The sequence below is a fragment of the Ekhidna sp. genome (genome assembly GCF_964218185.1).
Lineage (GTDB): Bacteria > Bacteroidota > Bacteroidia > Cytophagales > Cyclobacteriaceae > Ekhidna.
Genome location: NZ_CAXPLV010000012.1, coordinates 66,019 through 85,440, shown reverse-complemented (window position 1 = coordinate 85,440; position 19,422 = coordinate 66,019). Strand labels below are relative to the sequence as shown.

Below are 19,422 nucleotides of genomic sequence, written 5' to 3'. Positions count from 1 at the left end.
TCTTTTTTACACAAGTTATTCACAACATGACTATCTTGAGATTAGGTTGGATATATTTGTGTCCTTTACACTACCAAAAATCACTTTACTAAAAGAAATTTATATGGGTAAGATTATTTCTATCGCAAATCAAAAAGGAGGAGTTGGCAAGACAACCACAGCCATAAACCTGGCTGCAAGCCTTGCAGCTCTGGAGTTCAAAACCCTCATAGTGGATGCAGATCCACAGGCAAATGCAACTTCAGGTGTAGGTGTGGATCCTAAAAGCGTGGAAGTAAGTATCTATGAGTGCATGGTAGATGGAGCAAGTGCTAAGGAAAGCATCGTAGAAACTCAGATCAAATTTTTGGATCTTCTACCCTCTCACATTGACTTGGTAGGTGCAGAAGTGGAAATGGTAAATATCGAAGAACGTGAAGAAAAAATGAAGCAAGCACTGGTTGAAGTTCGAGACGACTATGACTTTATCATTATCGACTGCTCTCCTTCCCTTGGCCTGATTACTATCAATGCCCTCACCGCTTCTGATTCTGTGATTGTACCTGTACAGTGTGAATACTTTGCCTTGGAAGGACTTGGCAAATTATTGAACACAATTAAAATCATCCAAACAAGACTCAACCAAAATCTTGAAATTGAAGGTATCCTCCTTACCATGTATGATGTGAGACTAAACCTTGCAAATCAGGTAGTGGAAGAAGTAAAAATGCACTTTGAGTCTCTAGTGTTTGGCACGATGATACCAAGAAACATAAAACTAAGCGAGTCTCCAGGATTTGGAATGCCCGCAATTACGCACGATGCTGATAGCAAAGGCTCTATCAGCTATCTGAATCTCGCAAAAGAGATCATGGAACGAAACGAAGTAAAAGCAGCCTGAAGAGAACATGGCAGAGAGTAAATTCAAGAAAAGATCAGGACTTGGAAGAGGCCTTGGAGCCCTTCTGGAAGATTCAGGAGAAAAGGAAAAAATCAGCGGTTCAGGCGCTACTCCCAAGGGGGCGATCAGTGAGATCGAAATCTCCAAAATAGAAACCAACCCATGGCAGCCTCGAACAGATTTTGATGAAGAGGCACTAAATGACCTGGCAGAGTCTATCAAGGTGCAGGGCATTATTCAGCCGATCACTGTTAGAGCATTAAGCGAAAAAGAATTTCAGCTCATTTCTGGAGAGCGTAGACTTCAAGCCAGCAAAAAAGCTGGGTTAACGACCATCCCGGCCTATATAAGAGTTGCCGATGATCAGCAGATGCTGGAGATGGCACTAATTGAAAATATTCAGCGTGAAAACTTGAATGCAATTGAAATTGCATTGAGTTATCAGCGACTCTTGGCAGAATGTGATCTGAAGCAGGAAGAACTTGGTGACCGTGTGGGAAAAAACCGAAGTACGGTCACCAATTATCTTCGCCTGTTGAAGTTGCCGCCAGATATTCAGGTAGCCTTGCGTGACGGCAAGCTTAGCATGGGACATGCCCGTGCCCTTATTTCCATCGACGATGTTTCAAGACAGCTTGACATTTTCAATCAAATCATCAAGCAAGATTTATCTGTTAGAAAAGTCGAGGAGCTTGTTCGATCTTCCGGCAAGAAAGAGGAAAAAGAGACAAAGCCAGCAGAGGTAAATCCTGAGATCAAAAAGCTCCAAGGAAAACTATCTACCCATTTCGGGTCAAAGATTGCTATCAAATCAAACGATCAAAACAAAGGGGAAATCAAGATTCCATTCAACTCTACCGAAGACTTGAATCGGATCCTGGAAATTCTGGATGTTTAATCGCTTCTGCTTTTTGTTAATCTTTCCTGAATATTCAGCAATTATTCGCTAATAGGCGCGAACTTTGCAAGCAATCGCCGGATGATGAAAAGATTACTATTCGTTTTTGGTTTTGTCCTTCTTTCATTTGCCATCAATGCACAGGATCAACCAGTCCTGATTGATGATTCTACTTTTGTGAAAGCTGAGGAAGATGCAGAGCTTTTCCAGGAAGTATCTGAGCTAGACCCACAGCGAGCAGCCTTGCTTTCTGCTGTATTCCCAGGAATGGGACAAGTGTACAATAAACAATACTGGAAAGTGCCTATCGTGCTTGCAGGAGTTCTTACGTTCGGACATTTCATAGATTATAACAACAAAGTATATCACGGGCTTAGAAATGCCGCTCTACTCACAAGCAAAGGAGAAACAAACCCGTATTCCTCGATTATCACCACCGAGTCAGCACTTGTTCGAAATAGAGATGTATTTCGAAGGAATCGCGACTTTCTCATCATCCTTGGTTCAGCTTTCTACATCCTACAAATTGTAGACGCCCATGTCTCTGCTCATTTGGATGAATTCAAAGTGAATGACAAGCTTGCGTTCGGAATAGAGCCATCTATTCAGTCAACTCCATTATTTTCGCAGGCTGTAGGTGTTTCATTCGTTCTGAAATTCTAGCAAATGAATATTGCGTTAATCGGGTATGGAAAAATGGGGAAAGCTATTGCACAGATAGCCGTGGCTAATGGTCACGCGATCGCTCATATCGTTCAGTCCTCCGCCGACCTTGCTGAGGTTACAAACAAGTCAGCGGATCTAGCAATCGAATTTACCCAGCCGGAATCTGCTTTCGAAAACCTCTCCTACTGCATTGAAAACAACATTCCCGTTATCTCAGGAACCACCGGATGGATAGATCGATTGAGTGAGATTCATGAACTGTGCAAAAAGGAAAACGGCACCTTTTTGTATGCATCCAATTTCAGCATTGGAGTAAATCTTTTCTTCGAACTGAATAAATGGCTGGCGGATAAAATGGCTCAGTTAGACTTTAAACCAGCCATGAAAGAAATTCATCATACCGAGAAAAAGGACAGCCCAAGTGGTACAGCCATCACTTTAGCTGAAGGAATCCTCTCCTCTCACCCCCACCTGAATGGATGGATAAATGCTGAATCTGCCGACCATAAAAAATTAGGAATAGTTTCCGAGCGGAAGCCAAACGTACCCGGTACACATACCGTAAGCTATTCGTCTCCTTTGGAGTCCATCGAAATCACCCATACAGCGCATGACAGAAGTGTATTTGCGGAAGGTGTGGTGAAAGTAGGTGAATGGATTCATAAGAAAAAAGGAGTCTTCACTATGTCTGATTTTATAAACGATAACTAACCATATGTACTTTCACGATTTCAATCCTGTTTTTGTAATCACGTCACTTATTCTATGGTACGTGCTGCAAGGTACTGCCTACTACAAATTCTTTGAAAAAGCGGGCAAAGAAGGCTGGAAAGGCTTTGTCCCTGTTCTTAACTATTACATCCACCTGGAAATTGTTGGGCGACCAAAATGGTGGGTTTTGTTGCTATTTGTACCTGTGATCAACTTCTTCGTAGGCCTGACAATGCACTTGGATCTAATGAAGTCATTTGGAAAGTATACCTACCTTGATCAAGTACTTGGAGTGGTTTTCGCACCCATATATATGAACTACATCGCTTGGTCAGACACCTCTTACATTGATAAAGCTACCAGTATTCCAAAACCGAAGAAATCGTTTGGAAAAGAATGGTTTGAAGCAATTGTTTTCGCAGTATTTTGTGCCACGTTTGTTCGATGGATTTTTATGGAGGCCTATGTGATTCCTACAGGATCCATGGAGCGATCGCTTTTGGTAGGTGACTTTCTCTTTGTAAGCAAAGCTGAATATGGTCCGAGAACGCCTCAAACCCCATTGCAACTACCATTGACCCACCAAACAATCTGGGGAACAGAAATACCTTCGTACATTCCCGGGGTATCATTACCAAGCCTTCGATTACCATCTTTGGGGAAGGTAGAAAGAAACGACGTAGTAGTATTCAACTACCCTGTGAATGATCACTACAATCAGCGTAAAGATGGTGAATACCATCCTATGGATCTGAAGACACATTACATTAAGCGCTGCGTTGCAATTGCCGGTGAAACCATCGAAATCAAAGGTGCGCAGGTATATGTGAATGGAGAAGAAGCAGAAAATCCACCACTCATGCAGCATGAGTATTTTGTGAGAACAAATGAATCCATCCGTGAGCGAATATTTGAGAACCTCAATATCAACCCACATAATAGTGTAACAAGATATCCTGAGGGTTATTCTGTGCTAATGCCTTCTTCTGTCGCTGCGGAATTTGAAAAACTCCCATTTGTGGAAAGTGTCACTCTTCAGATGATTCCCGAGAATAGATCGGAGCAAAACATCTTTCCTGATGCTCGCTACTTCAGATGGAACAGGGACTTCTTTGGGCCACTTACCGTTCCGGCAAGAGGCATGACCATCGAGGTAACCGAAGAAAACCTCGCAATGTATGGTTCTACCATTTCCAATTATGAAGACAATGAATCAGTAGAAATTGATCTTGATAAATTGATCGTAAATGGAGAAGAAGTCTCTGAATACACCTTCAAGAAGGATTACTACTTCATGATGGGAGACAACCGGCATGCATCTGATGATTCTCGTTATTGGGGATTTGTGCCTGAGGATAATATCGTGGGAGAAGCCTCTTTCATTTGGATGTCATACGATACCAATGGCAGCTTCTTCAACAAAATCAGATGGAGTAGATTATTTGATGGCATAGAGTAAGCCACTGAAAAGATCTTACAAAAAAGGCTCTCAAAATTGAGAGCCTTTTTTGTAAGTCATGATATCCACCGCACAAGCCAAACCAGGCCAACGAAGAAACCTGTACCCAAAGCGAGAAAAAGAAAAAGCATTATGCATCCCGGAAGGAATGCCTTCTTCTCATCATCAGTTTTATAGAAGTGCTCCAGATGGTGACTCATTGAGTCCTTAGCAGGTTTGAGTTGAATACCACAGATAGATCCTTATCCAACAATATGGTGTTTATCTGCTCTTTTTCCAGATTCGAATCATAGATCACTCTCATACCATTATCCGGCTTGCGCACAGATCTGGCAGTTCCTGTAATAATCTCCAAAGCTTGTGCCAGTAAAGGTTCATTTATATCTCCCAGTGGACTGAGGTTCTCCAGATAATCCTTTTCGTCAATCACAAAATCAGGCTGGAAGCCTGTAACATAATCGATATCATTAATATTGGTAAATCGTGCTACAATAGGCTGTATTGCATTCTTATGGTTTGGATTAGTATGATTCACCTGACTATCCGTTGGTGTTTTTCCATAATTTGGAGAATCGTACAACGTTACCGATCCCAAATTCTTTCCCACTGTTTTGGTTCCAATTAACGTCAAATCCAGGTAGGGATCCAAACCTGATATAATTAGCTCAGAAGCCGAAGCAGTGTTACCTGAAGTCAAGATAAAGACTCTGCTTACACTCAATCTATTAAGCTCTGTGGAAGTGTCGGGTATCTTATTGATGAAGTAGTCATTTGGATCCGAGCCGACACTCGCTAGGGCAGCCTCTATATTATCATTATATCTGGAAGTAGTAAAAACAGTTGTCGTTGTTCCTGCTCCGTATATCAATGATCCTAATATTTGAGCGGTTGTCACTGACCCCCCCGGGTTGTATCTAAGATCTAAAACCAACTCGGTCACACCATTAGATTTAAAATCACCAAACTTCTGATTCAATTGAGTATGGTAAGTGGCATTATTAACAAATTGGTTGTACATCAGGTAGCCAACCTTCACTCCTTCTACATCAAGTGTTTTTGATATTAGAATCGGGTTTTCACTAAAGTTTTCTACAGCTGTCAATGAAACAGACTCATCGGTAGCAGTAACTGAGCCATCAACAACTGCTCCTAGATTTAGGGTGTACTGATCTTTTGATAGCAGTGACTGGTAGTTATCGATCGTCAAATCCTGTCCATTGATACCTACAAAAATATCTCCGCGTGTTAATCCAGCCTCAAATGCCGGACTAACCTGATTACCCGTTGGAACAACATATTTCACATACCCATAGACCTGATTTGTTCCGCTAGGATTCAGTAACCTGTATTGAAACCCAAAGGATTTTGAAGTCCCCTGGAATGATGCTTCCAATTCTTCATAATCATCAACAAACCATGAAAAAGGTCTCCCCGAAGATTGATTTAGATCATCAGGATGAAGTAGATCATAAAACAGATCGTCCGGTTGACGATAAGTATTCAAAAAAGTATACAGCGCATTGTATGTTGGATACTTCTCTATCGACAAATCATTAACTTCGTCGACCCAATAGTAATAGTCATTCATGGCAAACCACACGAACTCATTTACTTCATTCTGAAGCGGTACGCTGATACCATCATCCTTTTTACAACCAAAAGCCAATGCCACCATGAGCATCAGACAAGTCATCTTTTTAAAAACTTTCACTTTCATTCTCACTCAAAAATCAACAGCAAAACTCATTGCCATCCTTATTAAGGTAAAATTACCAATTTATAGGTATAAGACCCTTAGATGTCAGGTATTGGTTGGTTTTAGAAAATGGTTTGCTTCCAAAAAAACCCGAATGCGCTGAAAAAGGAGATGGGTGAGGCGATTTCAAAATCAAATGACGGGATGAATCTATAAACGCACCTTTCTTCTGGGCATAGGCTCCCCAGAGTATAAATACGATGTTTTCTTTCTCTTCAGAAACAATTTGCAATACTCGATCAGTGAAATCCTCCCATCCTTTGTTTTGATGAGAGCCTGCTTTTGATGCTTCAACCGTAAGTGTCGCATTCAAAAGTAAAACTCCCTGATCAGCCCACCGCTCCAGATTTCCGGATTGGGGAATGGGGATATTCAGATCAGTGTTTATTTCCTTAAAGATGTTTTGCAAGGAGGGTGGGTGTCTTACACCATCTGCAACAGAGAAGCATAGACCATTGGCTTGTCCTTTTCCATGGTAGGGATCCTGCCCTACTATCACCACTTTTACTTCATCAAAAGGACAATGATCAAAAGCACTGAATATCAATGATCCTGGGGGATAGATTTGCTTAGAAGCGTACTCCTCTTTCACAAACTCAATTAGCTTCTGAAAGTAATCTTTCTCAAACTCATCTTGCAATCTCTTCTTCCAGCTCTCTTCGATTTTTACACTCATCCTAATTTTAATCTGGCTTTTGGTAAATTAAATTGAAATTCTATTAAATTGTCCACCAAGACATGATTACTGGAGTAACCAAAGGCATCAAAGTTTCTGTGGAAACAACGTATCAACCGGAGCACTCGCAACCGGCGCAGGAGCATTTTGTTTTTACGTACAGGATCACCATTGAAAATAGTTCCAATAACACCGTTCAGCTAAAAGCACGGCACTGGGACATCATAGATGCTGCTTTTCCCGTTCATGAGGTGGATGGCGAAGGTGTGGTAGGTAAGCAGCCGGTACTGGAACCTGGAGAAATTCACCAGTATGTTTCGGGATGCAACCTCAGGTCCGGGATTGGAAAGATGAGGGGACACTACATCATGGAGCGCATTGTAGATGGTCGACTTTTCAATGTAGAGATTCCTGAGTTCATCATGATTGTTCCTTTCAAACTCAATTAAAATTTGTTGCGATTGTTCCTTTTCAGGTTAAAAAACTACCTGAATTATCGTTTGAAGGCGGTTGGCCCGCATGGGCTGCATTCCCCTTTTCTATACGATTTATACAACAAGGTCATAAAGCCTTCACAAAATTTCAGGTATGAAAATGTAGAAAGGCTAAGAAAAGAACTCTGTCATGACCATAGAGTCGTCGACCTATTCGACCTGAAAAATCAAATCAATTATCGAAAGACGGTCAGCTCTATCGCCAAAACTTCTTTGAGTCAGCCACGATTTTCTGCATTCCTGAATTTACTAATTGACTTCCTTCAAGTGTCTAGGGTATTGGAAACAGGAACCTCGCTGGGAATCAACACTTTGTACATGGCCGGTTCTGAACCTGTCGAAAGAGTATCAACGATTGAGGCTTCCCCTATTATCTCATCCATAGCAAAAGAGCAGTTTACCAAACTGCTGCAACACAAAATTGAGACCGCCACCGGAACAATTCAGGATGTATTTGAATCTGTGGTGGTAAGGGATTCTCCACAGCTATGCTTTATCGATGCGGATCACAGATCTGAAGCTGTTAGGTTTTGCATTGATACATTAATGACTCATGTGCCGGAAATAAAATGCATTGTCGTACACGACATCTACTGGTCAGAAGACATGCTGCAGGGGTGGCGCCAACTAATTTCTGATGAGCGATTTCCCTTGACGGTAGATCTCTTTCAGGCAGGATTGATCTTCCCGAATGTAGAAATGCCTAAGCAGCATTTCACTTTGCGTTTTTAAAGAAGAGGCATTTTTCTACTTTTGCCAGCATAATTCAATCAAAAATGGACGAAAACAAGTCACAAGAGCAACCATCATACATGAAGCCAAAGAAAAACAGAACTCCTGTTTTTATTGTAGTCACTTTTCTTCTACTCACTGCAGTAGTCTTCTTTTACTACCAAAATCAACAGCTGGAAGATGAGAAGGAAAAGCAATTTCAGGAAATTCTTTTGACTCAGGCTAAGTTGGATTCAGTGGGTAAAGAACTGGATATTAGAATCCAAACCATCAGAGAGCTGGGTGGTGAAGTAGACACATTGGAAGCGATTAAGGCTCAATTGGAGGCCGACAAAAAGCAACTCTTAGTGGATGCTCAATATCAGAGAGGTCAGATATCAAAGCTCAATAATAGAGTGGATGGGTATAAAGAACTGCTGCTGATCAAGGATGAAGAAATAAAGCAGCTAAAAGTCCTAAACGATCAGCTTGCTGAAGAAAACACAACGCTAAAAGTTGAAAAGAATCAACTAAACCAAACCGTTCAGCAGCTTGAGCAAAATAAGAAGGAACTAGCCAGCAAGGTTGCTGTTGCTTCCAGACTGGAAATTGAAGGCATGCAGATAAACGCCATCAATGATAATGGCAAAGAAAGAGATGGTGGTGAATATCGTAATAGACACATCCAGCAGCTCAAGATTCAATTCACTGTCGTTGAAAATGAAATAGCTCCGATTGAAGGGAAAGAGCTTTTGCTCAGGGTCATCGCTCCAGATGGCAATGTGTTATTTGATGTGACACGAGGGTCAGGCTCATTTACTTTTGAAAACAGAGAAATGTTCTACACTGCCAAGCAGGAGATTTTGTACGATCGCAATAGCCAGCTGGTCACTTTTCTATACACCAAAGGAAGCGAGTATGCAGTTGGTCAGCACAAGGTGGAAGTATACACTGACGACTACCTGATGGGCAAGGGATCATTTATGGTGAAGTAAGCTGGCAAGCTTGATCTATAATCGACGGTCACCCTGATTTTATTTCAGGGTCTGCAAGATGCTGAAACAAGTTCAGCATGACTTATTCATTTTTATGACGGAAGGTTATCCAATATACTTTCCAGAAATGGATTGGCTTTTCTGTATAATTACTTACTTTTGCACCTCATTTTTAAACATTAGTTCTTAATTTATTTACAATTATGAAGAATTACGAGACGGTATTCATTTTGACTCCCGTTTTGTCTGAAGCTCAGATGAAGGATACTGTCGGAAAATTCAAAAAAGTTCTAACTGATAACGGAGCAGAGCTCGTTAACGAAGAGAACTGGGGATTACGCAAACTTGCCTACCCTATTCAGCACAAAACCACCGGGTTTTATCAGCTGTTTGAATTCCGAGCAGAGCCTACATTAATTTCTAAGCTAGAGACAGAGTACAGGAGAGACGAAGCGGTGATGAGATTTCTCACCACTACGCTAGACAAGCACGCAGTTATTTATAACGAGCGAAGAAAAAAAGGCGAATTCAATAAAAAGAAAGAAAAGGAGGCAGCCAAATGACATTACAAAACGAACCAATAAACAGAGAGCAGAAGAAGGATAAGTACTGCCGATTCAAGAAAAACGGCATCAAGTACATCGATTATAAAGATCCTGACTTCTTGCTAAAGTTTGTAAACGAGCAAGGTAAGATCCTTCCTCGAAGACTTACTGGTACAAGTTTGAAGTATCAAAGAAAGGTATCTCAGGCGATCAAACGATCGAGACACCTCGCGTTGATGCCATATGTAGGAGATTCCCTTAAATAAGTACTGACATGGAAGTAATACTAAGAGAAGACATACAAGGACTTGGCTACAAAAACGATACTGTTGAGGTAAAGCCAGGTTACGGCAGAAACTTTCTGATCCCAAGAGGAATGGCGATCATCGCCAGCGACTCTAACAAGAAGATGATCAGTGAGAACATTCGTCAGGCAGCTCACAAAGCTGAGAAAGCGAAGAAAGATGCTGAGGAAATCGCTAAGAAAATTGGCGAATTGACCATTGAGATCAAAACCAAGGCTGGAGAAAGCGGCAAAATATTTGGAGCTATCACTCCTATCCAGGTTGCTGAAGCTCTTGCAGCTCAGGGTCACGAGGTTGACAGAAAAAGAGTTTCTTTTGAGCAGAAGATCAAAGAACTGGGTGAGTATACTGCCCTTCTTGATCTGCACAAAGAGGTACACCACCCTATCCAAGTGAAGGTGGTAGCTGAATAAGCATTATAATTCTTAGATATAGAAGCCCTGGATCGAAAGATTCAGGGTTTTTTTGTGGACAAATGCGCAAGTTTTCTAATTATCTACAGCCATATTCTAAGTTAAGATATATCGCATAGAAAAACAGCAACACAGCAACAGCTGCTAAACCACGAGCGAAGGGTGCCAATTTAAAACTCACTGATTTTATACACATGTAACCACTTCTATTCAATAAGATTAAGTATAATATTGTAAACGCCATTAGAATAAATAATAGCGGGACAAGAATCATTATAATATCTAATACATCACACATTTTAAAGATTATCTTATCTAATTGGGTTTAGGTTTAGATCATAATTTCATAAATAGAGGTTGTACTTCCAAACCAAATTCATCGAAAACTGAGAAAGCACCGAACTAAAATTTCTGTTAATTCAAATAATTGATTTTCTTTTCGGCCGAATCTCATGATTCAGATCAAAAGAATATGGATTTAATTCGGGAAATGGCTCACGTAATAGAAAAGGATCGCCCAAAGTCCTTTAGTCTGCTTATTCCCAAAGACTCCAAACTCAGAAAGCTCTACCAGCTGGCACTCAATCCCAAACTGAGCGAGGCTGATATTTCCACCAGAATCTACAAAAGCAAACCCGGAGACAAGCGGTTTCTCATGCTCAAGGGAAACCTGATCAATAAACTATCCGAGCTTATTCTCATCGGACAGCACTCAGATGTCAATAAAAACAACTACATCAAAGTGCAGTTTGAGTGTGATAAGCAACTCACCATCGCTCGCAAGCTGCTCTTTGTCAATGTCTATCACAACGCTGAAAAGATTGTAAAGAAGACACTGAAGGTGGCTATTCGCTATCATTTGGTTAGTGTAGAGGCCGAATGTTATACATTGATGAGAAAAATCAATTACCTCAAAGGGTTCAAAGATGAAACAGAGCAGTTTCATCAGCTATCCGTAGATAAGCTAAAGCTGACCTCCAAGATCAATGAAGCCAGAGGCATGACGGAGGTATTCCTGGCAGAGGTGAAATTTCTACGCTCACAGTCTAAAGCTATAGCCAAAAAATGCAGTCAATACATCCTTTCCCTTATCGCCTATGATGCTGAATCTCCGTTTATTGCTTTGGCGATTCTTCGGATTCGGCTAATCAAAGCGCATCAGGAAAACGACCTGGAGGCATGGAGCCAGACTTTGGAAGAGTTGCAGGAATTCATCAAAAACTACCCACACCTCCTCACGGAGCATCTCTTGCTTGAATATCAAATTTCGATCGTCAAGTACAACCTTGCAATCTCTGATTATAAAGCGGCCAAAAAAAGCATCAATGCCCTTCAGAAGTTTACAACATTTGAAGCATTCAACCACTTTGAGGTGCTGGCCGAAAGTTTTCTAGTTTACTGCAGAAAAGGAAATTTAAAACAGGCCAATAATATCCTAAACGAAGTTTTTGAGAGCCTGCAATTTGACATGCTGGACAGCATGGATAAGGCCGCCTGGGTCATTCGTGCCGCCTACCTTTTTCTTGCTGTCAAGTATTCTGAACAGAATATTGACATCAAATGGTTTTCAGAAAGAGAATTGACTTCCTTTTTCAACACATGCAAGCCTATAACGAAGGATAAAGCAGGATACAACTTACAGTTTGTGATCATTCGTATTTTACTTCTTCACTCCAAAGAGTCCATTGATTACGCCAGTGAGCACAACAGTCTGAAAGTATACCATTCAAGATACCTCAAAAGAAACCTTCCTGTTCGCAGCTCGGCGTTTTATGCTATTCTAACTAAACTCACCAAGGCTAATTTCAAAAAGAAGAATTACGACGATTTGAGTAAAGATTTGAAGAAGAAGCTAAAAGAACATCCCTCCCACATTGAGTATTGTGAACTCTTCATGTATGAAGATCTATGGGAGCTAATTGGAAAAACCCTTAGAAAATAAAAAAGGGCGACACCTTGTGCCGCCCTCCGCAAAAGCCTAAGCTCTTGCTTCCTTAGTTGTCTTACTATTCTTTGATGATCTGGCGCTTCGCGAGCTCTGCACTGTTTTCATCAGTGATCACGATCACATACACACCACTATTCAAAGAAGAGATATCATAGGTATTGCCTGTTTTCTTCACGGACATTTTAGCACCGTCGAGGGCAAACACTTCCACTGAAATAGATTTACCTGAATGATTATTGATTTCAAAAACATTCTTAACCGGGTTTGGATAGATCACAAAATCTAACTCATCATCCAAGCCAAGAGCAGGCTCCTCATCATCAACGCCCGCACCGGAAACGCTCAATGTAATGTCATCAAAACCAGTAGACTCCACAGTTACGTTTCCACTGAAGCTACCTGCTGCTGTTGGGGCAAATCGTACAAACACCTGCTGATCTACTGCACCATCTGTTGGTGAAATAGTAAGTGCAGAAGTACTTGTTCCTTTAGCAGCAAAGTTGCTGGTAGTAGAAACCTCAAACTGAGCAGGAGGCGTGATGATCACATCAGCAGTGAGTCCAAAACCTTCCACAGTGAATGATTTGTTAGCTGAGACTGATCCTACATCTACCTGGTTGAAATCACCAAGGCTAGCAACATCTGTTGATAGGAATGGCTGAGTTTCTGTAACCTTGACATTGTCAATAGACCAAGTAGCGGCTCCATCAACTGTACTGGATGTATATAGGAACCCGATATAGATGGTTGAACCTGTATAGTCAGATAGATCAATATCTCCTGAAGAAGTCCAGGTATCAAAGTTATCAGAATCTTCATCCAAAACCACGGTTAACTTAGTCCAGGTAGCAGCATCTGCATCATTGGTGTAATCACTTGAAACATAAACCTCTAAAGCAGGACCATCATACCGAACGTCGCTATCAAAACTCAAATTCGCCGCATCAACAGCTGAAAGATCAATTCCTTGAGTGATTAACCAGTCTAAGTTATCCTGAGCTCCTCCACTATATCCATTCATACGAGCTCCACCACCTGTTTCTCCATTAGGAGTACATTCCCACACTTCATCACCACTAATCGACTGGGAAGTCATTGTATTTAGTGCATCGCAACTTGAAAAGTTCTCAAAGTAAATCACATCATCACCTACCGCAGTACCGGATACCGCAAGCGTCTTTGTCAGTGCATCGGTACTTTCGTGAGAAATGCTACCAGTGAACTCACCTTCAGCATCTGGAGCAAACTGAACCGTAATGGTCGTTGATTCCACTGTACCATCCGTCGGTGAAAGGTCCACGGAGGCAGTAAAAGTGGACCCATCGGTTGAAACTAAGAATCCTGAAGGTGCAGTAATCGTTAGATCTCCAAGTAAATCAACTGCTGAAACCGAATAAGCTTGTTCAACAGTCGATCCAGCTTGAACAACACCAAAATTGGTGCTAATGGAAGAAGTCACTGTGATGATTGGATCTCCTTCTTGCTCCGTACCATGACTTCCAAGCCCAGATGTCTCTGAATCAGATAAAACGATCCACTCTGAATCCTCCTCACTTGTTCCAAAGGAGGCAAGAGCAACAGGATTTCCTTGAGAAACAGATGGTTTTCTCACAAGAACATGATCCTTTGTACCATCGGCTACTCCGGCTACTTCCCATCCATCACCCGGATCAACACCAGAGTTTTCTCCTATAATATCAATGATAATTCCGTCCTTCAAAAGTGTATAAACATCATCGCCATTATGATTGATGAAGGAATCTTCCAAATCCGCTGCATCTAACACTTCCTGAACAGTAGAATTGGCTATTACAATTACTGCTCCCGCATCCATAGTAGCAGAAATTGTAGACATTTCAAAAGTTGCGGTTGACCCGCTTCCCCCATTCGTAATTCTTTGAATTTGATACTTGGTTAAGTCGGCCACTTCACCTGAACCATTGTAAATTTCCAATGCCTTATTTGTTCCTACTGAACCTTCCAAATACTCTGAGAAAAATAAATCAGGCAACAAAACACCCTCTTGACCACTTACTGGAATGGTTTTAGAATCAGCACCTGTACTTTCATGATTAATATCACCACCATAAACAGCCCCATCCGCTACGGCTGGGTTGAAACGAACAAAAACTTCCTGATTTACATCACCATCAATCGGTGTTATTACCCAAGCACTTGAATTTGTATAAACTGTACCATCAAAAGCAGCTGTCGCAGAAAGCTCAAAACCTGTTGGCGGAGTAACGATAAGGTCTTCTGAAAGGTCCGTCGCAGTAATTGTATACGAAGAAACTTCTGACTGATTTCCAAATTCAACAAATCCAAAAGCACCATTAAATCCATCATCTACAAGAGTTATGAATGGAGTAGCTACTGCAACACCCTCTTCGACGATGACATCATCAATTCTCCAGGCTGACGTTGTGCTGCCAGAAGTTCCTGTGGTTGTATATCTGAAAGCGATATACACGTTTCCACCTATGTATGGAGTTAAATCAACATCACCTGAAGCTGTCCATGTCGTTGAGTTCTGTGCTGCCAAAATCGCAGATAGGTCAGTCCAATTTGCCACAGTTGGGTCACCTGAACCTGAATAATCTGTTGAAGCCTTCACTGTCAATGGTGGATGAATCGCATCCGAGAATTGAGTCCAGGAATAGAAGCTTAAAACAGCATTGCTAACCTCGGAAAGATCAATTGCTGGTGTTATCAACCAATCGTCACTCGCCACATCTCCTCCAAAACCATTCGCTTCCATTGCATTATTAGAATTTCCATTAGATGTACAACCCCAATCTTGGTTACTTGCCACACTGAATGTGGTCATCTGACCTGACGGACATGATGCAAAATCCTCAACAAAAATGACGTTCGCAGAGATTCCAGATCCTGAGACTTCCACAGTTCTCTGATTGGCCCCTGCTGAGGTATGAGTGATAGTTCCTGAGTAACTCTGCACCGAAGTTGGTTCAAATCTTACGAACACCTCAGTACTTGATACCGTACCATCCTCTTGAGTTAATGTTACACCTGGGGTAAATGTAGAGTTATCAGTTGAAACTGAGAATCCTGACGGGGCTGCTATAGTAATGTTCTCTGTTAAGTTGGAACCTGAGACAAAATAAGACCTTGATTCACTGGTCTCATTTTCAATAACACTTCCAAATACTCCGTCAAAGCTAGATTGATCCACAACTATACTGGGTGAAGTTCCAGAATATGTAGTCCAAGTAATATTATCAATAGTCACTTGACCTGCACCAGACGGCTGTCTGAAAGACAGAACAAAATCACCTGAAATATCTACTGCAACATCACCTGAATTTTTCAATACATCCTGCTCACTACTGGTTGTGACTGTAGTTATTAGCTCATCATTAACATATACTTCAAGGTTTACATTAGTACTGAAGGCTTGCTGGTAATCAAAACTTAAAACACCAATACCTCCTGATATTGTACCTGAGGTTACTTCTGCAGCCGGAGATTGATTTCTTCCCAGGATAGGACTGGGAGCATTAATTTGCTCTCCACTATTACCACTAGTTTTGACGTAACTCCATGTAGAACCATCATTTCCAGTAAATGTTCCTGTGTTGTAGCTTGAGGATGTTTCTGGGAAATTTGAAAAATCCTCAACATTTGTAATTACTGATGAGGCAGATATCGTTTCTGTTGTTGCTGCTAACCCACCACTTTCAGCAGCGGTGAGTGTGTAGTCCCCAGCGGCATCAAGTTGTAGATCTTGAAATGTGATCGAACCACCAATCATCGCCTGATCAGTTAAGAAATTAACTGATGACAAATTACCGGGTCCTGTCTCTTTTGTGAGTGAGACTGATCTAAATACATTGTCAAGATTCCCATTTTCATCTTCTGCAGTCACTGTTAAATCAAAATCAGTATCTATTCCAACTGAAATTGGATAATCCAAAACAAACGCTGTTGCCTCTACATCCACTGTATGCTGCGCACTTGTCACAGCTGAAGCTATTGGATTTAAGAAAAGAGAGCCATCAATAGTAGCAGAAAATAAATGCGAAGTTCCGATCTCAAATTCAAGCACATCACCATCCGTAACAGAAGTATTCAGCCAGATAGATAGTGTGAACTCTTGTGCTGTATTATTAGCCAACTCATAAGGAGCAGAAGAGAGGTCTGCATACATAGAGCCTGCATCTACTGTAAGAGTAATATCCGTAGTGCCGTCGGACAATACCGCTCCGGCAATGGTTGTACTCCAGTCAGCTGTGTTGTTCGTTCCTGCCGTGATCACAATACCATCCACAAAGGTGCTCACCCCGTCAGTACCTTCGTCCGTCAAAGTGAATCCAAATACATCTACAGCTTCCAGATCAGTGTCTGCAAGCGAAGAAATGTCTGTCTGTGCGATTGGTGATGCCAACGCTGTGATGTCAGTGTTTTCATCGTTGGTGATTTCAGGGATTGTTAGCTCAAGCAACACATAAGCACTTTGCTGATTTGGTGAAGTTTCATCATCTTCAGCTGCAATGTAAAGGTCATAGCTCTGCCCATCGGCCAAATCAAAAATAGTGAAGCCTGTTTCTGTTCCCACAGCTGTATATCCTGATGTTGTTCCGGTTACAAAGATGTCTCCGACCGTTGGTGCAGCTGTACCACTCAGCTGAACAACGTAATATACTGTACCAGGTTCATCAGCCTGAAATGTGATATCAGCGCCATCCGTATACACATTCACGATTGCAGGAGCTACCGTAAATTGTGGCGCATAGTTGTCTACTATATCCGTAATACTTTGTCCTAGCAGCTGTGGGGTTGTATTATATCGACCTGCTGGTGAAGTAATGTCTACCCTACCGTAAGGAATATCATTTCCACTAAACGCAAACACCTCTGTTCTGAAGGCACCTGTAGTACCTCCATCAACAATATCATAATTCACACCATTAGAGAAACCTGTGCCAGCGTCACTGAATGTAACTGCCTCCACAGTAATTAATTGACTCTCCAAGTCTTGATAATTGGCATTATAAGTACTTAGTGCCATAACCTGTGGAGCTACTTCATTTCCTGTTGATAGTGCAGTTCCAGGATCATATCCATCAATTGGTTCAAATTTTAACTGACCATTAGAGAGATCTAATGTTCCAGTAAGTCCCCCTGGAATTTCATCACCTATCTGATAGTCTGTTGTGATATATCCGGCACCAAAATTTCCATTAGGATTATCATTTATTAAGATAGCTGCTGTCCCATCCTGAATCCATTTTTGATTTCTAAAACTCTGCTTAGAGTGAACGATGGCACTGCCTCCTAGTTGGTACACTGTCCCATCAGTAGCACCAGTTCTTAGTGTAGCAATATCATCAACCAATACTGTAGTAGCATTATTGATTACTGCCTGATCTGTAAAAGAAGCCAATGCATTTGCTGCCAAGTCAGCAACATCTCCTTGAGTATCATCATAATCTACTGTTATTACATCTCCTGCATAAATTGGCTCATTCAGAAGGAAGCCTATGCTATTGTCTACAACTCCAAAATCTGAGATAGTAGCAGGATTTCCATTGATGTTAATAGTAAAACCTGATTCATCCGTTGCAGTTACATTTTCTGACATGGTCAGGTTTACATCGTAAGAAACATCACTTACAGAAGTAGCTGCACTTTCAACAGTTGGTGGGGTGGTATCCGTCGTAGTGCTCACATCTATCATGGATGGTGTTGCCTGCACATTCGGTGTGGTCTCATCATCTACTGAAACGACATACACATCATAAGCAGTAGCAACTGACAATCCTGATATTGAACTTGAAAAATCCATTGACGCAGATGTAACATCAATTGTTCCGCTGGCGATTGCTGCTGCATCTGATCCGTCTGTACCGGCCATTACCTGTGCACTTGAAGGTGCTGGTGTTGACCCGTCTGCAACAACCACATAATATGCCGTACCTATTTCATCAAACTGAACTGTCAGGTCAAAGGATACATCCGTAATACTTGATGCACTTGGAGTACTATTTTGATAGACAGGTGCTGCTGCATCAGCTGCTGCTGTAGTTACGTCAGTAAGTGTGGATACCGCAGTTAAATTTCCTGCAGCATCCTCCATAGTAAAGTGTATATCATAAGCGGTAGCACTAGCCAAGCCCGAAATGGTGACTGTACCTTCCTCAGCTTCTAAAACCGCAAGTGAACCAGCGTAGGTTGCTGTAGCTCCTCCACTTAACTGACCATCTTTTATTTCCTGAGCTGTAGGCGTGCCGCTATCATCGATTACATAGTATAGCGTTGCATCTTCATCTGACTGAGCAGTAACCTGAAATCCATTCCCGGTTATGTTTACTGCTGTAGGTCCTGATGTAAAGGATGGAGCGGTTTCATCAGCACCTATTGTTTGATCATTGTTTGCTATACCTGGTGTAGCAGTAGCCTCATCTTGCCACGTAAAATTTGAATATAGAGTTCCTGATCCTGCCAACTGAAGTGAGCTTCCTTCAACAGATCCCGATTCGCTAACCCCTACATCTATAGAAGTTAAACCATCTGCCGGGCCTCCAACAGCCGTAAGAGTACCTTCATAACTTAAAAACTGTAATGAAGTGCCCTGATAGCTTAAATCAAGACCTTCAGGCGCTCCGTTCTGTAAACCATTTGTGGGGTAGATTATATAATATAAAGTAAAATCTCCGTAAACATCCCCTACAATAAATGTGCTTACATCATCTGATCCATAACTGGCGCCTCCGCTTCCATTATATTTCGTTACAACAAAATCAGACAATGTATAACTTGAAGCATTTTCAATTACAATTTCTACCATTTCATTTTGATCGCCACTTGCGTCATCGTAATGAAATTCATTGATCCAAGCATTCTGCCCACTGGCAAAATTTGTGAGGGCGAACAGTCCGAAGAACAGTAGCCCGATGCGGTATAAGTGTTTCATAATCGTATTAATTGCGGTTTAGGTTTATATC

General features: G+C 41.5%; 16 protein-coding genes. 12 read left to right on the top strand and 4 right to left on the bottom strand.

Annotation, left to right across the window (positions count from 1 at the left end; all coding sequences use genetic code 11):
* The first annotated feature begins 103 nt into the window (after positions 1-103).
* From ACEQZT_RS16300 to lepB, 5 genes are all read left to right on the top strand, one after another.
* A complete protein-coding gene (locus ACEQZT_RS16300; RefSeq protein ID WP_370090539.1) occupies positions 104-880 on the top strand; it encodes a ParA family protein in 777 nt (258 codons plus the stop codon).
* 7 nt (positions 881-887) lie between these two features.
* A complete protein-coding gene (locus tag ACEQZT_RS16295) occupies positions 888-1,778 on the top strand; it encodes a ParB/RepB/Spo0J family partition protein (RefSeq protein ID WP_370090538.1) in 891 nt (296 codons plus the stop codon).
* 81 nt (positions 1,779-1,859) lie between these two features.
* A complete protein-coding gene (locus ACEQZT_RS16290) occupies positions 1,860-2,441 on the top strand; it encodes a DUF5683 domain-containing protein (RefSeq protein ID WP_370090537.1) in 582 nt (193 codons plus the stop codon).
* Positions 2,442-2,444: 3 nt separating this feature from the next.
* Positions 2,445-3,155: a 4-hydroxy-tetrahydrodipicolinate reductase gene (gene dapB, locus ACEQZT_RS16285; RefSeq protein ID WP_370090536.1), complete on the top strand. Its 711-nt coding sequence runs from the start codon at positions 2,445-2,447 to the stop codon at positions 3,153-3,155.
* A gap of 4 nt (positions 3,156-3,159) precedes the next feature.
* On the top strand, positions 3,160-4,614 hold the full coding sequence (lepB, locus tag ACEQZT_RS16280; protein ID WP_370090535.1) for a signal peptidase I: 1,455 nt from the start codon (positions 3,160-3,162) through the stop codon (positions 4,612-4,614).
* A 56-nt stretch (positions 4,615-4,670) separates the two neighbouring features.
* Here lepB and ACEQZT_RS16275 read toward each other — a convergent pair whose 3' ends face one another.
* The 3 genes from ACEQZT_RS16275 to ung are packed head-to-tail and all read right to left on the bottom strand — an operon-like array spanning position 4,671 to position 7,046.
* On the bottom strand, positions 4,671-4,814 hold the full coding sequence (locus ACEQZT_RS16275) for a hypothetical protein (protein WP_370090534.1): 144 nt from the start codon (positions 4,812-4,814) through the stop codon (positions 4,671-4,673).
* Complete coding sequence (locus ACEQZT_RS16270; RefSeq protein ID WP_370090533.1) at positions 4,811-6,331, bottom strand: S41 family peptidase; 1,521 nt, start codon at positions 6,329-6,331, stop codon at positions 4,811-4,813. The genes ACEQZT_RS16275 and ACEQZT_RS16270 overlap by 4 nt, the downstream gene beginning before the upstream one ends.
* 52 nt (positions 6,332-6,383) lie before the next feature.
* Complete coding sequence (ung, locus tag ACEQZT_RS16265; protein ID WP_370090532.1) at positions 6,384-7,046, bottom strand: uracil-DNA glycosylase; 663 nt, start codon at positions 7,044-7,046, stop codon at positions 6,384-6,386.
* Between the two features lie 62 nt (positions 7,047-7,108).
* On the opposite strand from ung, the gene apaG reads away from it, so the two are divergent.
* The 7 genes from apaG (at position 7,109) to ACEQZT_RS16230 (ending at position 12,451) form a co-directional block, all read left to right on the top strand.
* Positions 7,109-7,495, top strand: a complete 387-nt coding sequence (apaG, locus tag ACEQZT_RS16260) for a Co2+/Mg2+ efflux protein ApaG (protein WP_370090530.1) — start codon at positions 7,109-7,111, stop codon at positions 7,493-7,495.
* 6 nt (positions 7,496-7,501) lie between these two features.
* Positions 7,502-8,272: a class I SAM-dependent methyltransferase gene (locus ACEQZT_RS16255; RefSeq protein WP_370090529.1), complete on the top strand. Its 771-nt coding sequence runs from the start codon at positions 7,502-7,504 to the stop codon at positions 8,270-8,272.
* A 44-nt stretch (positions 8,273-8,316) separates the two neighbouring features.
* Positions 8,317-9,246 (top strand): coiled-coil domain-containing protein, encoded by a 930-nt coding sequence (locus ACEQZT_RS16250; RefSeq protein ID WP_370090528.1) that lies wholly within the window; start codon positions 8,317-8,319, stop codon positions 9,244-9,246.
* A 203-nt stretch (positions 9,247-9,449) separates the two neighbouring features.
* A complete protein-coding gene (rpsF, locus tag ACEQZT_RS16245; RefSeq protein WP_370090527.1) occupies positions 9,450-9,809 on the top strand; it encodes a 30S ribosomal protein S6 in 360 nt (119 codons plus the stop codon).
* Entirely contained in the window at positions 9,806-10,057 is a 252-nt protein-coding gene (gene rpsR / locus ACEQZT_RS16240; protein ID WP_348277622.1) for a 30S ribosomal protein S18, read from the top strand. Before rpsF ends, rpsR begins: the two co-directional genes overlap by 4 nt.
* Before the next feature lie 8 nt (positions 10,058-10,065).
* Positions 10,066-10,509, top strand: a complete 444-nt coding sequence (gene rplI / locus ACEQZT_RS16235) for a 50S ribosomal protein L9 (protein WP_370090526.1) — start codon at positions 10,066-10,068, stop codon at positions 10,507-10,509.
* Between the two features lie 490 nt (positions 10,510-10,999).
* Positions 11,000-12,451, top strand: coding sequence for a hypothetical protein (locus ACEQZT_RS16230; protein WP_370090525.1), 1,452 nt, complete (start codon positions 11,000-11,002; stop codon positions 12,449-12,451).
* Between the two features lie 64 nt (positions 12,452-12,515).
* On the opposite strand, the gene ACEQZT_RS16225 is transcribed toward ACEQZT_RS16230, so the two are convergent.
* A complete protein-coding gene (locus tag ACEQZT_RS16225; protein ID WP_370090524.1) occupies positions 12,516-19,391 on the bottom strand; it encodes a choice-of-anchor J domain-containing protein in 6,876 nt (2,291 codons plus the stop codon).
* Positions 19,392-19,422 lie beyond the last annotated feature (31 nt).

Bases quoted from the DNA above. Each gene is read 5' to 3' on its own strand.
- ACEQZT_RS16295 (WP_370090538.1), top strand. From the start codon at position 888: ATGGCAGAGAGTAAATTCAAGAAAAGATCAGGACTTGGAAGAGGCCTT.
- rpsR (WP_348277622.1), top strand. From the start codon at position 9,806: ATGACATTACAAAACGAACCAATAAACAGAGAGCAGAAGAAGGATAAG.
- apaG (WP_370090530.1), top strand. From the start codon at position 7,109: ATGATTACTGGAGTAACCAAAGGCATCAAAGTTTCTGTGGAAACAACG.
- ACEQZT_RS16250 (WP_370090528.1), top strand. From the start codon at position 8,317: ATGGACGAAAACAAGTCACAAGAGCAACCATCATACATGAAGCCAAAG.
- dapB (WP_370090536.1), top strand. From the start codon at position 2,445: ATGAATATTGCGTTAATCGGGTATGGAAAAATGGGGAAAGCTATTGCA.
- rplI (WP_370090526.1), top strand. From the start codon at position 10,066: ATGGAAGTAATACTAAGAGAAGACATACAAGGACTTGGCTACAAAAAC.
- ung (WP_370090532.1), bottom strand. From the start codon at position 7,046: ATGAGTGTAAAAATCGAAGAGAGCTGGAAGAAGAGATTGCAAGATGAG.
- ACEQZT_RS16225 (WP_370090524.1), bottom strand. From the start codon at position 19,391: ATGAAACACTTATACCGCATCGGGCTACTGTTCTTCGGACTGTTCGCC.
- lepB (WP_370090535.1), top strand. From the start codon at position 3,160: ATGTACTTTCACGATTTCAATCCTGTTTTTGTAATCACGTCACTTATT.
- rpsF (WP_370090527.1), top strand. From the start codon at position 9,450: ATGAAGAATTACGAGACGGTATTCATTTTGACTCCCGTTTTGTCTGAA.
- ACEQZT_RS16290 (WP_370090537.1), top strand. From the start codon at position 1,860: ATGATGAAAAGATTACTATTCGTTTTTGGTTTTGTCCTTCTTTCATTT.
- ACEQZT_RS16270 (WP_370090533.1), bottom strand. From the start codon at position 6,331: ATGAAAGTGAAAGTTTTTAAAAAGATGACTTGTCTGATGCTCATGGTG.
- ACEQZT_RS16275 (WP_370090534.1), bottom strand. From the start codon at position 4,814: ATGAGTCACCATCTGGAGCACTTCTATAAAACTGATGATGAGAAGAAG.
- ACEQZT_RS16230 (WP_370090525.1), top strand. From the start codon at position 11,000: ATGGCTCACGTAATAGAAAAGGATCGCCCAAAGTCCTTTAGTCTGCTT.
- ACEQZT_RS16300 (WP_370090539.1), top strand. From the start codon at position 104: ATGGGTAAGATTATTTCTATCGCAAATCAAAAAGGAGGAGTTGGCAAG.